At 51.8% G+C, this 17,900-nt stretch carries 8 protein-coding genes; 2 read left to right on the forward strand and 6 right to left on the reverse strand.

The window, feature by feature from the left end; all coding sequences use genetic code 11:
* Positions 1–41 precede the first annotated feature (41 nt).
* Positions 42–1,385 carry a TolC family outer membrane protein gene (locus FDX09_RS16025; protein ID WP_137347503.1) on the reverse strand — a complete coding sequence of 448 codons (1,344 nt, stop codon included), beginning with the start codon at positions 1,383–1,385 and terminating at the stop codon, positions 42–44.
* Between the two features lie 332 nt (positions 1,386–1,717).
* Here FDX09_RS16025 and FDX09_RS16030 point away from each other — a divergent pair, with 332 nt between their 5' ends.
* Complete coding sequence (locus FDX09_RS16030) at positions 1,718–10,807, forward strand: retention module-containing protein (protein ID WP_137347504.1); 9,090 nt, start codon at positions 1,718–1,720, stop codon at positions 10,805–10,807.
* A gap of 51 nt (positions 10,808–10,858) precedes the next feature.
* Entirely contained in the window at positions 10,859–11,140 is a 282-nt protein-coding gene (locus FDX09_RS16035; RefSeq protein WP_087856250.1) for a hypothetical protein, read from the forward strand.
* A 73-nt stretch (positions 11,141–11,213) separates the two neighbouring features.
* On the opposite strand, the gene lapD is transcribed toward FDX09_RS16035, so the two are convergent.
* From lapD to FDX09_RS16060, 5 genes are read right to left on the reverse strand one after another with little or no spacing between them, the layout of a single operon-like run.
* Positions 11,214–13,148, reverse strand: coding sequence for a cyclic di-GMP receptor LapD (lapD, locus tag FDX09_RS16040; RefSeq protein ID WP_110497012.1), 1,935 nt, complete (start codon positions 13,146–13,148; stop codon positions 11,214–11,216).
* A 9-nt stretch (positions 13,149–13,157) separates the two neighbouring features.
* The gene (lapG, locus tag FDX09_RS16045) at positions 13,158–13,856 is read right to left on the reverse strand and encodes a cysteine protease LapG (protein ID WP_085048843.1); all 699 of its coding nucleotides are present in this window, start codon (positions 13,854–13,856) and stop codon (positions 13,158–13,160) included.
* A complete protein-coding gene (locus FDX09_RS16050) occupies positions 13,853–14,746 on the reverse strand; it encodes a transporter substrate-binding domain-containing protein (RefSeq protein WP_137347505.1) in 894 nt (297 codons plus the stop codon). The genes lapG and FDX09_RS16050 overlap by 4 nt, the downstream gene beginning before the upstream one ends.
* Entirely contained in the window at positions 14,730–15,653 is a 924-nt protein-coding gene (locus FDX09_RS16055; protein WP_137347506.1) for an amino acid ABC transporter substrate-binding protein, read from the reverse strand. Before FDX09_RS16055 ends, FDX09_RS16050 begins: the two co-directional genes overlap by 17 nt.
* Positions 15,646–17,838, reverse strand: a complete 2,193-nt coding sequence (locus FDX09_RS16060; protein ID WP_137347507.1) for an EAL domain-containing protein — start codon at positions 17,836–17,838, stop codon at positions 15,646–15,648. The genes FDX09_RS16055 and FDX09_RS16060 overlap by 8 nt, the downstream gene beginning before the upstream one ends.
* Positions 17,839–17,900 lie beyond the last annotated feature (62 nt).

Genomic DNA, 17,900 nt, shown 5'->3' on the forward strand with positions numbered 1-17,900 from the left:
ATCAGCGTGCAGGTCAGAGATTTATTTTGGATTAATAATTATTAATGCAGATCCGGTAAGCTATTTTCTTCTTGTGAATCGACCGGTTGCCCTGATGGCGGCGGTGTGATTTTTAGAATATTCATTAATTCACCCGTGCGTTCGCTAATACGGTAGCCGCTGGTCATCGCCAGATAACGCAGTTCAACAAGGCGACGTTTAGAAGAAAAAACTTCATTTTCACTGTCGAGCAAATCCAGCAGCGTACGTTCGCCAAGACTGAATTGATCCTGATAAGCGGTGCGCACTTTAACGCTACGGTCGGCATATTCTTCCGCTGAAGGAAGCTGAGCGCGTGCGTTTTGTAACGCCGTCCAGGCCAGGCGCAGCTCCTGATTCAGCTGGCGTAGCGTGTTATTGCGTACGTCCTGCGCCTGTTTATGCAGATACGCGCGGGAGTTCATATTGGCTTTGTCGCTACCGCCCTGGTACAGGTTGTAATGCAGTTTTACCATTGCTTCCCACTCTTCAGTATGGGCGCGGGTGGTGTCGGTGTTATTACTAATCCCGCGGGAAAGCTCAACGTCCACGCGCGGATAGAAGGTTGATTTCGAGGCCTCATACTGCTGATGCGCGGCGTCGATATCCGCATTGGCGGATTTCAGTAATGGACTGTTTTTTTCCATCCGACTTTTGGCGTCTTCCAGCGAGGTGGGCAACTGAGAGTCAATACTCTCGGGCAGGCTTAAACCTTGCGGATCCATGCCCGTCACGCTGACAAAGGTGGTTTTCGCGTCTTCAAGATTCGTCTGCTCGGTCAGCAAGTTATTACGCGCCTGCGCCAGACGCGCTTCGGCTTGCATAAAGTCCCCTGAGCGCCCAACTCCCTGATCGGTACGCAGTTTTATCTGGTCGTAAATGCGTTCGTGGTTTGCCAGATCGTCCTCAGCAAGGCGAACAAACTCTTCGCGTTGTAGCACGTCGAAATAGGCCTGAATGACCGCATAAGCGGTACTTTCGCTGGTGTTCATCACGCTCCAGGCGCGCGAGTCAACGGTCGCTTTTTGCCGTGCAACTTCGCTGGAGGTGGCAAAACCATTAAACACATTTTGCTCAAGACTCAGCGTCGCTTCGTTAGGTGACTGGGTCAGACCGTTATTGCGTCCTGCCGCGCGAGTCGTTGCATCATCAACATTTTTGCGTCCGGCCTCTGCATTTAAATTGAGTGAGGGTAAATAGCCACCTTGAGCGGCCCGCAGCTCTTGCTCTGAAGAATAACGGCTATTTATTGCGGCATTAACTTCAGGATGATTAGCTAAAGCGTTTTTAACGGTATTTTGTAAGTCTTCTGCATTTACTGAGGATATTGAAAAGCATGAAAGCAGAAAAACTAAAAACTTTTTCATGACATGAATGCCTTATATGACACGGTTATGACATCCTGCTGTCGTCGCTATCATCCATTTTTACAAACACGTTATATTAATTAACAAAGGTAAATTGTCTTAATTGAAGCCTGTGGTCAGCTATTCTCAGACATGTTTTGTCACATCGTGTTTTATTTTTGGTTATTTTTTATTATATTCATTTGCCAGTCAAGTCTCATGTAATTGCATTCTTTAAAATGTGTTTTTTTCTACATTGAGATATTAATGTTTACATTAAATGAATGTGATATTTGTTCGTTAATATATTAACGATTTTATAAAAATAATGATGGTAATTAAGTGAGGTTACGGTGAGCAAATTACTCGGTGTGATCAAAGCAATCATTGGGCAGGTATACGTTGTCGATGCTAATGGCGCACAACGACTTGTTCATGAAGGCGACAGGGTATATAGCGGTGAGGAAATTGTGACCGGCGCCAGCGGCGCGGTAAGTCTCTCTTTACCAGACGGGAAGACGCTGGATATTGGCCGTAACAGCCATTGGGGTGAGCACGGGCTACAGGTCAACCATAATCCGGAGCATGATGCCCAGGATATTGCCGCCGTACAAAAAGCCATTGCCGACGGCGCTGACCCGACGCAGGTGCTGGAAGCTACCGCTGCGGGGAATGACGCGCCAGTACAACTTGAAGGCGGTGGCGGTGGTCACACCCTGGTTCAGCTTGAATTAACCGGACAGGTGGTTGATCCTACAGCGGGTTTTAATACTAAAGGTCTGGGTAGCCCGAACTGGGAGATCAATTTGCCGGTTGGAGGAGTGGGAGCAGCCTCGGCGAGCGTTTTCCCGCCTGAAGTGCAAATTACTGAGTTTGCCGGTAATGACGGCTTTATTAACAAAAGTGAATTCCACCAGACCCATTTAAGCGGCACCAGCAATCAAAATCACGTCACGCTTACCTTCACCGATAGCCAAAAAAACACATTCACCGTTGAGGTTCCGGTGAATAACGGTCACTGGAATATTAATACCGACCTTAACGGATTAGTGCCAGGAAATGTAACCGTAGTGGCAATAGCGACCGATGTCACAGGACGAACAGCAGAAAGTGTCGATCATGCGCTGATTGATATTACCGGACCAGACATCAACATTAGCGTTGAAAGCGTCACGCCGGATAACCTCATTAACTACGCCGAGTCCCGCCAGCCGCAGACGATGATTCACGGGAGTGTCGGCGGAGATGCCAAACCAGGTGATATCGTTACCTTATTGGTTGATGGTAAAGAATATACCGGCGTCGTTACTGACCCGGGTAATGGCGCTCTGATTTATACCATTCCGGTACAGACTCAGGGATTGCTGAACGACCCGAATATTCACGCCACGCTGACCTCTTTCGACGATGCCGGCAATCGCACAACGGTTTCCACCGAGCATCATGTTGATACCGACTTATCCGCGCAAAACGCCGTGACTATTGACGCGGTGGCGAATGATGATGTCGTCAATGCCAATGAGTTTCGTATGCCGACCGTCATTTCTGGCGTCGCCAGCGGCGATGCGCAAGCGGGCGACCCGGTCATCCTGACCCTTCAGGGCAAAGAGTTTCATGGCACGATTTTCGACGACCATGGGCAGCTACGCTATGAGATCGTGGTGCCTTCAGCCACCCTGAAAGAGGGCGCGAATGAGGTGCAGGTGACGCTGGTCAGCCACGACGCGCCAGGCAATGAGGCCATCGCCGTGACGCACCGTACCGTGGTACTGGATACCCAGGCGCACAACGCCTTGACGATTGATGACGTCACCGACGATAACACCCTGAACCGCGCTGAACTGTTTGCGCGCAACCAGGTGATTTCCGGAACCGTCAGCGGCGAAGACGCGAAGGCGGGTGACCCGGTACAACTGGAGCTTAACGGTCACCAGTACAGCGGTCAGGTGATCGAGCTCGGTAACAATACGCTGGGCTACCGCATTGCGGTTAACGCTTCCGACTTTGCTAATAACAGCACGCCGGTTGATGGTAACGTGGAAGTGAAGGTCACTGTTACCTCTCACGATGCGGCGGGCAACCTGGCGATCGTCACCGACACCCACAGCGTGCGCATTGATAATCTTGCGACCAATCAGGTCAACATTGACGCGGTGGCGACGGATGATGTGGTCAACGCGATTGAAAACCGCATGACCACGCTGATTAGCGGTGTGGCAGGCGGTGATGCCAAAGTGGGCGATGCGGTCACCGTCAGCGTACAGGGGCAAAACTATGCCGGAACGGTAGTCAATGATAACGGTCAGTTGCGCTATGAAGTGGCATTACCGAAAGGAACGTTGCTGGAAGGTAAAAACGATGTGGTGGTAACGCTGGTCAGCCACGATGCGGCGGGTAACGAAGTCACCGCGCTCGCGCACCGTACCGTCACGCTCGACACTCAGGCGCATAACTCGCTGACAATCAATGATGTAGATAGTGATAACACCCTGAATCGTAGTGAGTTGTACACACGTAACCAGGTCATCTCCGGCACCATTGGCAGCAATGAAGATGCTAAACCTGGCGATCCGGTACAACTGGAGATCAACGGTCATCAGTACCGCGGGGAAGTTATCGATTTAGGCCACAATGCGCTGGGCTACCGTATCACGGTAAACACTGCAGACTTTGCTGACAACAGCGTGCCGGTCGACGGTAACGTGGACGTGAAGGTCACGGTCACCTCTCATGATGCAGCGGGTAACCTGGCGATCGCCACCGATACCCACAGCGTGCACATTGATAACTTCGCCACCAATCAGGTCAGCATCGATGCTGTGGCGACGGACGATGTGGTCAACGCCATTGAAAACCGTATGGTAACGCTAATTAGCGGGGACGCTGGTGGTGATGCTAAAGCGGGCGATGCGGTCACCGTCAGCGTCCATGGGCAAAACTATGCCGGAACAATCGTTGATGATAACGGGCAGTTGCGCTACGAAGTCGCGTTGCCGAAGACGGCCTTACAGGAAGGTACAAACGACGTAGTGGTGACGTTGGTCAGTCATGACTCGGTGGGAAATGAAGTTACCGCGCTGGCACACCGCACCATCACGTTAGACACGCAGGCGCATAATACTATCCGCATACATGACCTCACTGCAGACAATGCGCTGAATTACCAGGAACTGCTTGCGGCTAAACAGACGATTACCGGTTTTGTTGGCGGTGAGGATGCGAAGGTCAACGATCCGGTCTTACTGGAGATAAATGGGCATCAGTACAGCGGTAAGGTGGTTGATTTTGGCCGCGGTAAGCTGGGTTATCGCATCGATGTGGACTCTTCTTCATTTGCCGATAACAACGGCCATGTTCTGACGAATGTGAATATTACCGCGATGGTCACCTCTCATGATGCGGCGGGAAACCTGGCCATCGCCACCGATACGCATAAAGTTCATATCGATAACTATGCGGAAAACACGCTCAAAATTGATGCGGTAGCGACGGACAATGTGGTGAATGCCAACGAAAATCGCATGCCCACCATTGTGAGTATCGCGGCGGGGGGCGATGCCAGAGTTGGCGATGCGGTGACCATCAGCGTACGAGGACAGGACTTTAGCGGCACGGTGATCAACGATAATGGTCAGTTACGCTACGCAGTGGTTTTGCCGCATGGAACTCTGCATGAAGGAAAGAATGCGGTGGTCGCAACACTGCTCAGCCATGACGCGCTGGGCAACGCGGTGACCAGTGAATCGCACCGTATTATCACCCTCGATACGCATGCGCATAACGCTATCTCGTTGGATAACATTGCCACGGACAATGTCATCAATTACCAGGAACTGTCCGCGGCGACACAGCGCATTACGGGCAGTGTCGAGGGGGAAGATGCGAAGGTCGGCGACCCGATCCAACTGGTGGTTAATGGTCATCAGTACGAGAGTCAAGTCATTGACCTTGGTCAGGGGAAGCTGGGTTACCGCATTGATGTGGACTCATCAGCGTTTGCGAACAACAGCGTTCATGTGCTGACGGATGTCGACGTACACGTCACGGTCACCTCGCATGATGCGGCGGGTAACCTTGCCATCGCGACTGACAGCCATAAAGTGCATATCGATAATTTTGCTAAAAACGTGGTGACGACCGCAGTGGTGGCGTCCGATGATGTGGTAAACGCCATTGAAAACCGCATGCCGACGCTGATTAGCGGTATCGCGAAAGGTCTGGATGCCAAAGCGGGTGACGTGGTGACTGTTCACGTGCAGGGGCAAAATCAGGACTTTAGCGGCACAGTGGTTAACGATCACGGCGTTCTGCGCTACGAAGTGTTTGTACCAACGGGTGTGCTGCAGGAAGGCAGCAACGACGTAATGGTCACGCTGGTCAGCCACGACGCTGCGGGCAATCAGGCGGTTGCGGTGGAGCATCGAACCGTCACGCTGGATACCCAGGCGCACAGCACCGTGGCTATTGATAACGTTACTGACGACAACAACCTTAACCACCAGGAGCTGGATACGCCGATGCAACTCATCAGCGGTAAGGTGGGAGGGGACGCGCAGCCTGGCGATGCGGTGATCGTTGAGATCAATCACCAGACGTTTAACGGCAAGGTCATCGACCTTGGTGGCGGACATCTGGGCTATCAAGTCCCCGTTGATTCAACGGCGTTCAGTGATAATAAGGGGCTCCAGGATAAAAATGTGTCCGTTAAGGTCACGGTTACCTCTCACGATGCGGTAGAAAATGAGGTTATAACCACCGCAACCCATGTGGTGCATATTGATAATCATGCCGGGGCGGGAATCACCGTTGATACGGTAGCGGGCGATGACAAGCTCAACGGCGCAGAAGCAGCAAAACATCTCACTGAGGTGATGGGCACGGTGTCCGGCGATGTACACGCGGGCGCTAAAGTTCAGGTCATCGTCAACGGTCATACCTACGAAACAACCGCGCAGGCACTCCCGGAACATAACAATGCGCTGGGATATAAGCTGGACGTTCTGAGCCGCGATCTGGTCAAAGACCCGCATATCGTTGCTCGTGTAGTCGGTGAAGATAATGTGCATAATTTCCAGCAAGCGGAGATAACGCACGACCTGCTGGTTGATTTACATGCCAAAGCCATGCTGACGATTGATCCCGTCACTGGCGACAATATGATTAATGGTGATGAATCAAAACAACCATTCACGTATGTAACCGGGAAAGTGGCTGGGGATGTTCATGTAAATGACGTCGTTTATCTCACCGTGAATGGCCACGTCCTGACGGGAAAAGTGAGCGATACCGGAGGCGGCGTTCTCGGCTATAGCATTAAAGTCAGTACCGCCGATCTGATCTCCGATCCGCATCTGACCGCGACGGTCAGCACCACCGATGGCGCGGGCAACCCGACGACGGCCAATGCAGAAACCACGGTGATTATCGATACCCGTGTCGATGCGCAGATAACCATTGATGCCGTGACGCCGGATAATACCCTGAACCTTGCTGAGCAGATGCATGGCTATACGATGGTGAGCGGGACGGTGAGCGGGGAAGTTCACCCCGGCGATCCGTTCTCCATGACCATCAACGGCCATACCTATTCCGGTGTGGTAGAGGATCGCGGTAATCAACAAATGGGATTCCACGTTCCCGTTGCGACGGCCGATCTGGTCGCCGATCCGCATATCAGCGTCACCATGGATATCACGGACGATGCCCTGAACCATGCGCAAATTACAGCGCATCATACGGTTACGCTGGACGCGCAAGCGCTGGCCTCAATCACCATCGATCCGGTAACGGGCGACGATGTATTGAATAAGATCGAATTGGGGCAAACGACGACGATCGTCAGCGGTACGGTGGGCGGCGATGCCAGGGTTAATGATGTGGTGCACCTGAATATCGGCGGCCATATGGTTGATGCGACGGTGACAAACCTGCCCAATCTGGGAACCCTGGGGTATTCCATTGGCGTGGATACGCAATGGCTACAAAACGATCCGCATATCACCGCAACCATCACCACCACTGATGCGGCAGGAAATAACGCCACGGCAGATGCGCACAGCACCGTGATTATCGACGACCAGATTGACGCGATTGTTCATATCGATCCGATCGTCACTGGCAGTGGTGATGCGGTGATTAACCACGACGAAGCCCTGAATCCGCAAACGACGGTTACGGGTACGGTGGGAGGCGATGTCAAAATCGGTGATACGGTTGAACTCACCATCAATCATCAGATCTATTATGCGCAGGTGGAAGATCACAACGGCCAGCGGGCTTTCAGCACTAAGGTGTCGACTCTGGATCTACTAATGGATCCGCATATTCATGCTGAAGTAACGGCGAAAGATGACGCCGGCAATATTGCACACGGGCACGATGACATGCTTGTGGTGGTTGATACCGTTGCCGATGCCGGGATTACGATTGATTCTGCGTTGAGCTGGCGAGGCTGGGCGCTACCCGCTGGAAACCGCCCGGAATTTGTGACGGTAACCGGGCATGTTACCCCGGACGCGAAGCTTAATGATTTGGTTACCGTTGATGTGGGTAACAACACGCATCTTAAAACGCATGTTATTACCCTCCCTGATGGGCAACTGGGTTACACGCTGGATATTCTTTCTCAGGATTGGAATAACAACGGCAATATCACCGTGTCCATCACCACCCATGACGATCACGGCAACACGGCGACAGCGGTAGAGCATAAATTTATCGATCTCCCGTGGGTAACCCAGACTTATACGCCTGCCAATACGCCTTTTAGTATGCACACCCCGACGACAACGGGAACAGGAACCACGCAACCTCACCAACCGACCGTGCATCTTACCGTTGATAAGGTGGCGGGCGATGATGTTCTCAACCACGATGAAGCGCAAAAGGCGACAACGGCAATCCGTGGCCTGGTCAGCGGCGACGTGCAGTCCGGGGACGAAGTGATTGTCACCATCAATCATGTGCAGTACACCGGACATGTTATGAGCCTCCCGACGATGTCGGGACAGTTGGCATATGAGGTTGATGTGCCGACCAGCGAACTGCAGGCGCACCCGATGTTTGATGTCTCCATCACGGCTGGGACAGCCACAGATACGGTGCAGAAAACCATCACCGTCGATACGGATAACCCGCTGCAGATAACGATGGATAAGATCGCCGGTGATGATGTTATCAATGCTGCTGAGGCGCAAAGCGGAAAAACGACCGTCAGCGGCACGGTCAGCGGCGAAGGGATCCACGATGGCAGCGTGGTGAGTCTGCAGGTCAATGGCAATACGCTAACTGCGGTCGTGCATGATGATAAACATGGTCACCTGGCCTGGTCGACGAAGGTCAGTATCAACGATCTGCACAATAACCCGGATATTATCGCGACGGTCATGGCAACGGATGATAACGGCAACCTGGGTAGCGCCTCTGCCAGCAGCCATGTCGTGGTCGATCTGAGCGCTAATGCTGGCGTGACGATAGATAACATTGCCGGTGACAATGTGCTGAACGCGCACGAATCGCTGCAACCTAAGATGACAGTAACGGGGTCGGTATCCGGAGATGTGCACCCGGGCGATAAGGTAACGCTGACGGTTAACGGAAACCCTTATGCGGCGACTGTCGATAATAACCATCGCTACTGCGTTGATATCTACACCAAAGACCTGCTGGGCGATCGCGCGATTGTCGCGACAGTCTCAGGATATAACGATCACGGCAACGTGCAGTCCGCCAGCTTTACGCAGGGCTACGCGATTGATAAGTCGGCAAACGGCAGCGTGACCATCAACACCGTCGGTGGCGACGATATTATCAATGCTGATGAAGTGAAAGCCGGAAGCGTTGAGGTGAGTGGTACGGTGGATGGCGACGTGCATCTCGGTGATAAAGTCGCCATTCTCGTCGATGGCGTCACAGTACATACGCGTGTCATTGAGCTGCCGCATATGAACGGGCAACTGGGCTACAAAGCGATGGTGAGTACGGTCGGGCTGCAAAATGATCCGAATATTCACGTCAGCGTAGAAGGGCAGGATTCGGCGTTGAACCCAATGCATGCCGTGAACGACAAAACGGTCACTATCGATACGCAGGTTGATGCCAGCATCGTGCTGGACAACGTGTCAGTCGATGATGTGCTGAATAACGAGGAAACTCAGCATGCGAAAACCACTATCAGCGGTTATGTGACCGGGGACGTGGATGTTGGCGATCGGGTGACCATCACGGTTAACGGTAAAGATCTGGTGGCTGATGTAAAAGACAATGGTGGTCAGAAGGTATTTAGCGTAGATGCCAGCACGGTTGACCTGATTCACGATCAAAAGATAACCGCTCACGTCACCGCCCATGATGATGCAGGTAACCGTGATGAGATCCATACCGATAAGACCATCACTATTGACAGGACTGCTGCAGGAACGATGGATATTGATAGCGTCACCCAGGATAACGTCCTGAACCAGCAGGAACTTCAGGGAACGACGGTGAGGGTAACCGGGCATCTTGGCGGCGATGTGGATGTATGGGATTCGATCAAATTAAAGATTGGTGGTCATGAATATACTGGTTCGGTAGATACGTTGGGGAATGGTGAGCGGGTTTATCATGTCGATGTAGACAGCGATGTGATGAAAGCGAACACCGCGTTCTCGGTTGAGGTCAACGGTCATGATGCGCCAGGCAACCCGTATTCAAAGACAACGTCCCACACCTATGCTGTGGATCAACAGGCAGACGCCACGCTTATTGTGGATAAACTCACCGGGGACAACCATATTTCACGTGCGGAAGCACAGGGGGCTATCACCCATATCACCGGCAGCGTGAGCGGTGATGTGCATGATGGCGAGTGCATTAAAGCGCTGGTAAATGGCCATCAGTACGATGCGATTCTCCATCAGGGCAATAATGGGCTGACCTATGACATTGAGGCCGAGACCTCAGCGTTCCGGGCAGGCCATAACCGCGTAAGCGTATTGGTTGAGGCGCATGATGACCACGGCAATATTACGCCGTATACGCAAACGCTGAATGTGACGATGGATGATCCGGCACCACACAAAGGGCATACGGCGGATAAAGGAAATCATGCCGCGATGCAGCACGCGCTGCACAACCTGTTCGATGACAACGCATTATCTCTGTCTTATGCGCCAGCCGCGACCGGACACGGGCAGGCAACTGCCGTGTTGAGCGCTGACGATAGGGCGAAGGCTGTGCTCGATAAAGTCGATCTCAGCGATCTGGCGCGTGAACTGCACGAAGGCGTGGATATTGCGAAGTACATTCAAAGCGGCGGCGATCACCATCAAATAGCCAGTCCGGCGAAGGTCGCGCATGGCATTGATACTGCGCTGTCTACTCATGCAAGCGGCGATCTGCATTCTGCGACCTACTCGTTGGATCACCTGATAGCCAAACCCGATCACAACCCGACTCACTAACCGTTGCTTGCTGCCCTGTGTGAACAGGGCAGCGGCATCAGGGTATACGAAATGAAAGACACTGATATGAATTCTGGACCACACGCGCAGGCAGCAGGCGCTGGTAAAAACGCTGAAAATGACACCCAACAGACGTTAGAGATGCTGCAAAAAAGCGACCTGGAGATGGTTCGCGTGCTCGACGATCTGATTTACCTGCTGATCCGTAAAGGCGTGATTGCCATTACCGATCTTCCGCCGATGGCGCAGGTTAAATTAATGAATCGCGCGAACGCGCGTCAGGAGCTTGGCGGGTTAGAACAACTGCTTGGGAGTGATGACCGTATTTTTTAGCTGATGCAGGCAGCCGGCTTGTAGGCCGGATAAGCGAAGCGCCATCCGGCGATATACAGGCTGCCTGCTGTTATCACAACGGCGCGGGTTCACCTAATAATTGACCCATTGCGCCATCAATCCCTAATTCCTGCAGTACCTTAAGCTCACCTTCCGTTTCAACACGTTCGGCAATCAGCGGCAAATCAATACTGCGCGTGGCGCTGCACAACACTTCAATAAACAAACGCTTATCGTTTTCTTCGTCAATATTGCGGATATAGCTGCTGTCGATTTTCAGATAAGCAAGCCCCCACTGCGACAGATGACCGATCATGTTGAAGCGACTGCCGAAGTGTTGCAGACCGAGCGCGCAGCGATGCTGGCCTACAGCTTTGACAAATGCCGCCATCTGATGTGGTCCCGGGAGCTGATTTTCATCCAGCTCCAGAATCAACTGATGGGCTAATTTTGGTGAATAGCGCAGCGGATTGAGCAGGTCAGCAATGGCGTTCGCACTGGCGACAGAACTGCCTGAAATACTCAGCGCTAATTTCCCCGGTGCAGTTTTTAGTTGGTTCAACGTCAGTTTCAGCATCACTTTATCGAGGCGATGACTCCAGCCAAAGCGGTGGATCCACGGCAGGAAACGACCGGCGGTAATGGTGTTGCCCTGTTCGTCAATAATGCGCGACAGCACTTTGTAATGCAGGATTTTGTCGGGCGTGCGGCAATCCACAACGGGTTGATAAACCAACTGGAATTGCTGATTTTCCAGCGCATGCTCAAGGCGAACAAACCACAAATGCTGATCTTCGGTAGCCGCTGGCACCTCGGTGGTGGGAACCACCTGATGGTCGGTATGTGTTTCTGCTTCCACCAGCAGGCGATCGGCCTGGATCAGCAATGACTGGGCGTTATCTCCGGCGCTGAATGGCACCATGCTGGTATAGGCGACCGGCTGTTGGTCTGACATACCGGTGGCATAAAAGGCCGTCAGCTTCTGACACAGCGAATTGCCCATGTCCAGCATTTCACCGTGCGTAACCCCCGGACAGAGCAGGGCGAACTCGCCGCCGCGAATGCGCGCGAGGGTACTGTCGAGAGAGGCATATTTTTCTTTATGCGCGTTCAGCAGGTTGGCGATATTGAGCAACAGCTTATCGGTATGCGGGCCGCCAAAACGCTGATTCAGACCGCCTAAGTCCTGAACGCGAACCAGCATCAGATACCCTGGCGCCGTATCGGCATCACTTAGCCGCGCCTGAAACTGCATATCGAACGCGCGGCGGTTGGCAATTCCGGTCTGGCTGTCGAGATAAGCTTCATTGTGCAGACGTTCGCTATAGACAGCTTGCTCTTCAAATAACGACTTGAGCTTCGCTGCCATCAAATTCATGGCGTTAACGACGCGGCGTAATTCCGGTGTTTTTGGCAGTTCCTGTAGCGTCAGAAATTCGCGGCGGGCAATGGCTTCTGACTGTTTTGCCAGATAATTGAGCGGGCGCAGCAGTTTGCGCAGCAGCAGAATGCCAGCGATTAAACAGACGAGACTACAGGACAGCATCCACAGCAGATTGCCCAGGGTATTGTCCCACAGACGCTGTACGGCAAAGATCGGATCGCTGGTCACTTCCACACGAGCGGCCTGCTGCCAGCCGCGCATGATTGTCGCCTCGCCGGTTTGCGGAGTCACATCCACCAGATCAACAAACCAGCCGGGAACATTGGGAATCGACGCCGCCGCGCGGCGCTCAAGCATCGTTTTGCCGTTTTGCAGATCGACAATACGGATTTTTTTGTAGTAACCGCTATCGAAAATGGAGCTAACCATTAGCTCGATCATCGCCGGATCGTTGACGTTGGGGGTCAGCGAAACGCCCAGCGCGGTTGCTGCATCCTGGGCATGTGAAAGGAGTTGGTTATTGGACTGATCGCGAGAGCTTTCTAACGTCACGATAAAATTGCCGCTAAACACAACCATCATAAAGAGAGAGATTGTCAGGAGTAACTGTTTAAAAAGAGACACAGGTGATTCCTATTTATCCATCGGGAAGCCCTCTTCCCGCATTTTGATGAAAACTTGCTGCCAGCGAGAAAGTCTCTTGCTGTCGCCAACGCGCTTATTGTTCTGATTGCCCGGAAGCCAAAGGCCAGTGTTGTTAAAGGAGTAAACGGGTAATAAATCCATACGCTGGGTGGCCGGTGAAATGGTATTGGTCAGGCTGTCGAGTACCAGAGGAATCGCTTCAGGCGTGAGGTACCAGGTCAGCACCATATGCGCCCGGTTATAGCGCATGGCCTTAACATAGGTAATACGCAGTTTGTCTTCGGAGATGCCCAACTGGCGAAGAGTGAAATATTTAGCGATCGCGTAGTCTTCACAATCCGCCTCACCTTTGCGCAGTGATTCAATGGGGGTTGCCCAGTAATCGACGTCATGCCAGGCGTCAATATCTTCGGTATAACGGAGCTTATCGTTAAAAAATTGGTTTACGGCGTGTAATTGTGTTTGTTCGTCTGCATTACGCAACTGGAGCAACAACTGCTGCCAGGCGTTGATCCGCCGTTGCGCTTGCGGGCTTGCGGGGCCGTAAAGCGCATCGGATTTCTGCTGGATGCTGGCAAAATCCCAGGCGGCGCGCAGCGAATGGACGGTCAATAGCAACAGCAGCACCCCGGGGATTTTCCACAGGCGCAGCAGGCGGTGGTGTAAAGAGCGGCTGATAGTGTTCAATTACTATGCTGACAGCTACCTGGCGATGGGATTTTCATCTTTTCGCAGGACCAGGGAGACAGCCACTTTTTGCGTAACTGCGCGTTGATCGGTGAGGCGAAGAAATCTTTCAGCGTGCTGTTAACAAACGTCACGAACTGCGGATCGTTTTTCCTCATCATAATGGCATAGTGCATATCATTGCCGATGCTCTGTGCCGACACGCTGAACAGTTCCGGTTGCTCGCTATCCTTAATCAACGGCCAGGCCAGAACATCATCAAGGAATAAGGCGGCGGCCTCATTATGCGCCATCTTGTCAAACGCACCGTTTATCGTGGTGGTAGTAATTGTCGAAATATTAAGATGCTGCTCTCTGTTGGCTTTATTAAACTCCAGCAAATCTTTTGAGCTTCCAGGCAGGCTCACCGTGCGGCCTTTAAGATCGACAATCGAGTGGATATTATTTTTACGTAACGCAATGATGCGCATTTTTGCGATGTAATAGTTGAGAGAAAATGAGACGCTGGATATCCGCTCCGGCGCATTGGTATTTACGCTACAGTCCATATCAATTTTGCGCGTGTTTAATGCGGTAAAGCGTTCCCCGAAGCTCACGGGAATATAATGAATAGTTAAGCTATTGAGCTTAAGATACTGGCGCAACTTATCGGCAATCATGTTACATACCGCAATGGTATAACCCGTCACCTTGCCATTGTGGTCGGTAAATGAAAATGGCGGCAACTGGCGATAGCCCACGTTTAGCACGCTGCTGTTCTGAATATGGTCGAGCGTCGCGGCGTTTTGCTGAGCCATCAGCGCAGGAGAGATGACGATACCTGCCAGTAGGATCAGCCATTGCACCGTACGTTTCACCCTTGCCATTTCACGATTAATTATATTTTTCATAATCAAAACTGATCTTCTTTTTAGCAGCCGTTAGTGCTTTCAGGTTATCTGACATGGGAATGTTTAAATTGATGGATTTCGGCGGAATCGGTGACTGAAACCATTTATTGTACAGCGCAGTAAAGTCGTTGCTGGTCATCAGAGAAGACAACGTGCCATCAACAAACTCTTTAAATTCTTTATCATGTAACGGGAGCAACAGGCCCGCTGGTAGCGGGGCGCTGAGTGCAATATCTGACAGCGCATACTCCTCAGGGTTTGGTGTTTGAGCAATCATCCCTTTGAGTAATACCGTGCTGGAGATCAGTGCTGAATACTCCCCGTTTTTCAGTTCGTTGAAGGCCGTAATATTATTGGTGTCGAGTTGAATATTAATATCCAGATCATTCGCGGCATTCACTTTTTGCAGTTGCTCAACGTAAATCGTACCGCTTTTTACCAGTACGCTATGTCCAGAAAGCTTAGCCAGGTTGTCGCTGCTTTCGGTTTTACGCATCACAAAGCGGGTGCTCGAAAAATAAAACGGCAGGGAGAACTCGCTCATGCTGTGGCGGCTTTGTGAATAAAAGGCAGGTATGCACATGATGTCTGCCATGTGGTTTTTAATCAGCACAAACTGCGATGCTGAATTGGCTTTTACCCACTCTATTTTCAGGTTTTTTAGCTGGAGTTTGGTCTTGAGCGCGCTGACGATACTGTTGCAGATATCAATGGAGTAGCCCGCAGGGGTATTTCCATTTTGCCAGGAGAAGGGAAACGCATCATCCTGATAGCCAAGGGTAATGGTTTTCTTGCTGGCGATCTGTTCCAGCGTATGCAGTTGCTTATCTGCCATGCATGGCGTGGCCACTGCCAGCAGCACCACCATCATCAGCAGGCGTTTTGCCACGCGAAAGATGTCAGGCATTGCTCAGACCTTCTTCAATAGCCTCTTCGGCAAACGCGGAAAGCACCTCACGTTCGCGAAGCGGATAGCTAAAGAAATAGCCCTGAACATTCTGGCACTCTATGTCGCGCAGGATGTCACGCTGCTGCGCGGTCTCCACCCCTTCAGCAGTGACCGACATATTGTACTTATGGGCAAACTGAATCAGCATCACAATCAAATACTGGCTGGCATTATCCTGCTGCAGCTTATCGACCAGCGTGCGGGCGATCTTGATGCGGGTGAAAGGATAAATCAGCAGGTAATCCAGCGCCGCATACCCGGTTCCCAGATCGTCCATGGCGATTTCGATGCCCATAGCGCGGATCTCTTGCAGTACGGGTAAGGCGATTGATCTATCCAGTTTCTCGGATTCGGTGATTTCTATTTCAAGGCGATCTGCCGCGAGTTGGCTGATGCGTAAGGCGTCTTTGATCACATCCACCAGCCCCGGACTGTGCAACTGGTAGGCCGATATATTGACGGCAATTCTGGTGCGCTCCGGCCATTTAGCCGCCGCTTCACAGGATTGACGAATAATCCATTCGCCTAAACGTACAATCAGGCCGGAACTTTCGGCTATGCTGATAAAATAATCTGGGTAAATCAGTCCCTTGCTGGGATGATTCCAGCGGATCAGCGATTCATACCCATACACGCTTTCATCTGCCAGGTTTATGATTGGCTGGTAGTGAAGTTCGAACTCCTTGTTATCAATACCATCAATAATTTCCTGATTAATAAACAGGCTGTGGGTCTGCTTCATCACCATGCCGTCTTCAAAGAAATGGAAGCAGCCGCGGCCATGATGCTTAGAGGCATACATAGCAAGATCGGCATTGATCATCAGTGTCGAGGTATTGTTGCCCTGATATGGCGCGGTGGTGATACCGATGCTACAGCTGATGGAAAAAGTATGCGTGCTCCAGGTGAATGGGGTACTCAGCGCACGAATAATGCGTTTTGCCAGACGATTCGCCTCTCTGATGGCGTTGTCGCTGACATGTTGCAGGATGGCGAACTCATCACCGCCCAGACGCGCCGCGATGTCGTCAGGGCCGAGCAGCAATTGCAGGCGCTGGGCCACGCTAATTAACAGTTCATCCCCGGCTTTATGGCCGAAGGTATCGTTGACCGGTTTGAAATTGTCGAGGTCAATCAATAGCAGGTTGAACGGTTTTTCATCCAGATGAATTTCACTGACGCGCTTATCTAGCGCCTGGCCAAACGAAACGCGGTTGGGTAAGCCGGTCAGCGAATCATGATGGGCCATATGCTCCATCTTTTGCGACATTTCATGCATGCGTTGCAGATAACCGCGCTCTTTCATGGCGACGCGCAATTTCTCAATCGCTCCTGCGAGATGCCCAATTTCATCGTCCTGATCAAGATAAGGGGTAATGCAGTCGGTCTCTTCATGGGCAATACGGGTGAGGGAGTTGATCAGCAGCGGAACCGGTCGGAATAAGCGGCGCATAAACAGCGTAACCAGCGCCAGCGTCACCAGCAAAATCAGAACGAAAATGATACAGCTCTTTTTCAGCATCGCATCGTAGGTAGCGTACAACTCACTTTTTTTACCGATGCTGCTTATCAGGCTCCCGAGGATCTCGCCGGAAGGCGTCAATATCGGGACGGCGCTGATGAAACACTCTTCGCCATTGATCTGGGCGAAGCCAACATAGTAATTGACCAGCACATCGCGCGGCAAACGACCAGAGAAGGAGATAATTCCTTCGCCATTTTCAGACTTGTTGTTAATCCCAACATACCCTTTTTCCGGCGTATAGAGAAACAGCCAGGTGGGGCTGTGCGTCTGCACTGATGCCAACGCCAGGACGTCTACCGGGTTATAACCCGTTTGCAGAATGGAGTCGGTATCGCCAAGTTGTCTGTCGGAGACGATGCGGGAGATCTGCCCGGCATCGCTGGTTTCAACCGAAACGGTGGTGTACACGCTGCGGATAATGTAGGTCATAATCTGCGCATTCGCCTCAGCGCGCTGCACCCACTGTTGATAAGAAAAGCTGTCTATCAGGCTCCAGTTGGTAAAGGCGCCAGCGCTAAAAGCAATAACGATACCCACCAGCAAGAATTGCGTTATTTTGCCAGTGATGGAATGTTGCCACCCTTTTATTGCTTTAAGGGAAAACAGAGACTTTGCCACGGATTATGTTAATTCCTGAATTGATTATGCGATGCTAAATTTATTTCTGTTATTTCTTAATG

This window comes from Citrobacter sp. wls717 (assembly GCF_005280955.1).
GTDB classification, from domain to species: domain Bacteria; phylum Pseudomonadota; class Gammaproteobacteria; order Enterobacterales; family Enterobacteriaceae; genus Citrobacter; species Citrobacter werkmanii.